Annotated in this window: 5 protein-coding genes; 2 read left to right on the plus strand and 3 right to left on the minus strand. The window is 39.7% G+C overall.

Annotation, left to right across the window (positions count from 1 at the left end; translation table 11 throughout):
• Nucleotides 1–37: 37 nt before the first annotated feature.
• From spoIIIJ to rpmH, 3 genes are all read right to left on the minus strand, one after another.
• Nucleotides 38–799, minus strand: coding sequence for a YidC family membrane integrase SpoIIIJ (gene spoIIIJ, locus WAM07_RS17335; protein WP_422168644.1), 762 nt, complete (start codon nt 797–799; stop codon nt 38–40).
• 106 nt (nt 800–905) lie between these two features.
• The gene (rnpA, locus tag WAM07_RS17340) at nt 906–1253 is read right to left on the minus strand and encodes a ribonuclease P protein component (protein WP_422168645.1); all 348 of its coding nucleotides are present in this window, start codon (nt 1251–1253) and stop codon (nt 906–908) included.
• Nucleotides 1254–1401: 148 nt separating this feature from the next.
• Nucleotides 1402–1536, minus strand: a complete 135-nt coding sequence (gene rpmH / locus WAM07_RS17345) for a 50S ribosomal protein L34 (protein WP_422168646.1) — start codon at nt 1534–1536, stop codon at nt 1402–1404.
• A gap of 683 nt (nt 1537–2219) precedes the next feature.
• Here rpmH and dnaA point away from each other — a divergent pair.
• The gene (gene dnaA, locus WAM07_RS17350; protein WP_014641299.1) at nt 2220–3572 is read left to right on the plus strand and encodes a chromosomal replication initiator protein DnaA; all 1353 of its coding nucleotides are present in this window, start codon (nt 2220–2222) and stop codon (nt 3570–3572) included.
• A 175-nt stretch (nt 3573–3747) separates the two neighbouring features.
• The coding region (gene dnaN / locus WAM07_RS17355; protein WP_422168647.1) for a DNA polymerase III subunit beta at nt 3748–4525 on the plus strand (778 nt) is incomplete at its 3' end.

Here is a 4525-nt window from a genome sequence, read left to right on the forward strand (position 1 = left end):
GCTTCATCAACTGTGGTACCAGTAGCAGTTATTTGCTTCACTCACCTGCTCCTCCCGTCGCGTCTTTCATCATTGGCTTACGAATAAAGACCGTCTGAAGAATCATAACAATATTACCTACAATCCAATACAGAGCCAGGGCTGATGGGAAGAAGAAAGCAAATGTACCGATCATAAGCGGCATAATGTAAATCATCATTTGCATCTGCGGGTTTTGAGCTGCGGCTCCGCCGGCCATCATCAGTTTCTGCTGTAAGAAAGTTGTGGCAGCTGTAAGAATCGCAAGGAATGGATCGGATTCTCCAAGTTGAAGCCATAGAAAACTGTGCGTTTGAATTTCAGATGTTCTCATAATAGCATGGTAGAAACCAATTAATATCGGCATTTGCACAATAATAGGCAGACATCCTGCCAATGGATTTACTCCATTTTTCTGGAAAAGCTGCATCGTTTCCTGCTGAAGCTTTTGCTGGGTTTGTGCATCCTTAGAAGAATATTTTTCTCTTAATTCTTTAAGTTGAGGCTGAATTTCCTGCATAGCTTTTGAACTTTTCAATTGTTTAACGTTTAGCGGCAGTAACAATACGCGGATAATAATGGTCACGACAATAATCGCCAGTCCAAAACTTCCACCTGTCAAATCTGCAAAAAACAAGAGCGTCTTAGATAATGGAAAAACAATATATTCATTCCAAAATCCTGTACTATCCTCGGTGATATCCTGATTGACCTGGGTACACCCGGATAAGAACGTAAGCACACCTGCCATGGCAAGCAATGCTATTATTTTGTTACGCAACGTTCCTTCCTCCTTACTGAATCCCTCTGGCTATTCATTTAAAATTATTTTATGTCCATACATCAGTGTAGCATTATTTCATAGAATAATTCTATAAGATGATGGCTTATTTTTTCTTATTTAATAGCTTTGACCTTGATAGAACATGGATCAAGCTTTTTTTCGTTTCATGAAAGTTCATAGAATTAGTCGGTTTTCTAGCAATAATCACAAAGTCATAATGAGGATGAATTTGACCTTCCAGTTCGTGAAAGGCTTGTCTTAAATAACGTTTCACCTGATTGCGGACCACTGCAGGTCCAATCCTCTTACTGACAGAGAGGCCGATCCGAAAATGAGCCTGGTCTTTTTTCTTCCAATAGTAAAGGACGAGTTGCCGGTTCGCGAACGACTGACCGTGCTGAAATACTTTTTGGAATTCTTCATTCTTTTTAATTCGATATTCTTTCTTCATAGAACTCCCTCCAAAAATATAAAGCGCTAAACCCCAGTCAGACCTTCACGCCCTGAACATTAGAAAAGCGCAGTGGATCTCATAATAGAGACCCGACTCCGCAAGACAATCTTAACTAGAAAAAAAGACCACTGAGGTTTTCAGTGGCCTATGCTGATAAAACTTTTCTTCCTTTACGACGACGACGAGCAATTACTTTACGGCCGGTTGGGCTGCTCATGCGCGTACGGAAGCCGTGTACTTTTTTGCGCTTACGATTATTTGGTTGAAATGTGCGTTTCATTATATATACACCTCCTGAGGAATAATTCCATAACTTACTTCTAAAAGGCAGTCCTAATAATTATAAGCAACGAATCTTCATTCTGTCAATGTCCTTTTCACGTTCTTCTCCAGATCCACTTAAACCTACTCCGTTATATAACAGTTTGTGTACTATAACACCTCGTTGATTTTTTTAGAGAAATAAGCGAAAATAAAATACATTCAGCGAACATCCACAGGCTGTGTGTATATTTTTTTCGACTCCAGCTGACTGTCCACACCAAATATCGACAAGCTATTCACAAAATATAGTGTTGTGGATAGCGGCTGTCTACAAGGTGTGGTAATTGTGGATAAGTTCCCCTAAATCATTGCAACTACAGTTTTTATTTGGTATTATATTTGTGTTTAAGCGTGAATGACTTCTGAGTGCTTAAAATCTTTTCCACAGATTGTGGATAACGTGTGGACATTTATTAACACGCCTGTATATGCTTTTATGCACAGGAATGTGGATAGTGAAAATAACTTTCTATAAGTCTTGTATGTCGCGAATCTCACATCCACATTGAAATTAGAAGTTTTCTAACGAAAAAGAGTATACAAAACTTATACAGCAACCTTTCGATCCTTTTGCTACGTTCGAAAAAGAGAACGAAAGGTTTTTTTGTTTTCCATTTATAGAGAAAGGGGTGAAACAATTTGGAGAACATACACGAACTTTGGAATAACACCTTGGAGCATATTAAAGAAAAAATCAGTAAGCCAAGCTTTGAAACATGGCTGAAGGCTACCAAAGCTGATTCTCTTAGCGAAAATACCCTGACCATTGTAGCTCCGAATGAATTTGCCAGAGACTGGCTCGAGAACCAATATGAGGGATTGATTACGGAAACGCTCTATGAAGTGACGGGAGCGGAGTTAGATACAAAATTTATTATTCCGGAAACAAAAGAAGAATCGATGGATGATGTGAAGCTGTCCTCCAAGAAGGTTCCTGATGTGAAAAACAACGGGAATGAAGAGACACCACAAAGTATGCTCAATTCTAAATATACGTTTGATACGTTTGTGATCGGTTCAGGAAACCGCTTCGCCCACGCAGCATCTCTGGCGGTGGCAGAAGCACCGGCAAAAGCTTACAATCCGCTGTTTATCTATGGTGGGGTCGGACTCGGAAAAACACACCTGATGCATGCGATTGGCCATTATGTCCTGGATCATAATCCAAATGCGAAAGTCGTTTATTTATCATCTGAAAAGTTTACCAATGAATTTATTAATTCTATCCGTGACAATAAAGCCGTCAACTTCCGTAATAAATACCGCAGTGTAGATGTGCTTTTAATTGATGACATTCAGTTTCTTGCAGGTAAGGAACAGACCCAGGAAGAGTTCTTCCATACGTTTAATACACTTCATGAAGAAAGCAAACAGATCGTTATCTCCAGTGATCGGCCGCCTAAAGAAATACCGACTCTTGAGGATCGGCTGCGCTCCCGCTTTGAATGGGGATTGATTACGGACATTACGCCGCCGGATTTAGAAACGCGGATTGCCATTCTGCGTAAGAAAGCCAATGCAGAAGGGCTGGATATTCCAAACGAAGTGATGCTTTATATCGCGAATCAAATCGATACAAACATTCGTGAGCTGGAGGGAGCTCTTATTCGAGTGGTAGCTTATTCGTCTTTGATTAATCGTGATATTAATGCTTCTCTGGCAGCTGAAGCGTTAAAAGATATCATTCCAAGCTCTAAGCCTAAAGTAATTACAATTCAAGCCATTCAGGAAATGGTTGGAGAGAAATATAATGTTAGATTAGAAGATTTTCCAGCGAAGAAGCGGACGAAAACCATTGCTTTTCCGCGTCAAATCGCTATGTATCTATCAAGAGAGCTAACCGATTTTTCTTTACCGAAGATTGGGGAAGAATTTGGAGGCCGTGATCATACGACAGTCATTCATGCTCATGAGAAGATTTCTAAAATGGTCGCAGCCGATCAGCAGCTTCAAAAAGAACTGGATGAAATTAAAGAGCAGCTGAAAACCTAAGTGGATAATGTGAATAACTGTACCACGTTCATCAACAACTTATACACATGTGGATAACCTTGATTTGTTTGGTCTAAATCCTGTTATCCACAAATCCACAGCGCATACTATTACTATTACGGTTTATTAATAAAAAATAAATATATAATATAGGTTCACTAGGAGGAAGGTATTCATGAAATTTATAATTCAGCGGGAGCAGTTGATGCAAAGCGTTCAGGATGTCATGAAAGCTATTTCATCAAGAACGACCATTCCTATTTTGACTGGAATGAAATTAGAAGTTAGTGAAGAAGGTGTAAAACTGACCGGAAGTGATTCGGATATTTCGATTGAATCTTTTATTCCACAAGAAGAAGATGGAATCGTTTATGTTGAGAACATTGAACCAGGGAGTCTAGTACTGCAGGCTAAGTATTTCCCTGATATCGTTCGTAAACTTCCACAAAACACTGTTGAAATCGAAAGTGACAATTACAGAAATGTTACCATTCGCTCAGGTAATGCTGAATTCCATTTGAATGGACAGGACCCTGAAGAATATCCGCAGCTTCCTCAGTTACATACCGAGGATAGCTTTGAGTTACCTATTGATCTATTAAAGAATTTAATTCGTCAAACTGTATTTGCGGTTTCCACTTCTGAAACAAGACCTATTTTGACGGGCGTTCATGTGCGTATCGCAAATGGAGAGCTCGAGTTTATTGCAACGGACAGCCATCGTCTGGCATCCAGGAAGATCCCATTGGAGCATCCAGAAGGCAAGAATCTGCCTCCGGTTGTCATTCCAGGTAAAAGCTTAACTGAACTGAATAAAATTCTTGATGATTCAGAAGATACGATTGAAGTAAGTGTCACGGATAATCAGGTATTGTTCCGTACCAAGCACCTTTACTTCTTATCCAGACTTTTGGAAGGGAATTATCCAGAGACCTCACGTTTAATTCCTGAAC

The organism is Halobacillus sp., from assembly GCF_049282395.1.
Taxonomy (GTDB): domain Bacteria; phylum Bacillota; class Bacilli; order Bacillales; family Halobacillaceae; genus Halobacillus.

Excerpts from the sequence above, each read along its gene's own strand:
- rnpA (WP_422168645.1), bottom strand. The coding sequence starts at position 1,253 with ATGAAGAAAGAATATCGAATTAAAAAGAATGAAGAATTCCAAAAAGTA.
- rpmH (WP_422168646.1), bottom strand. The coding sequence starts at position 1,536 with ATGAAACGCACATTTCAACCAAATAATCGTAAGCGCAAAAAAGTACAC.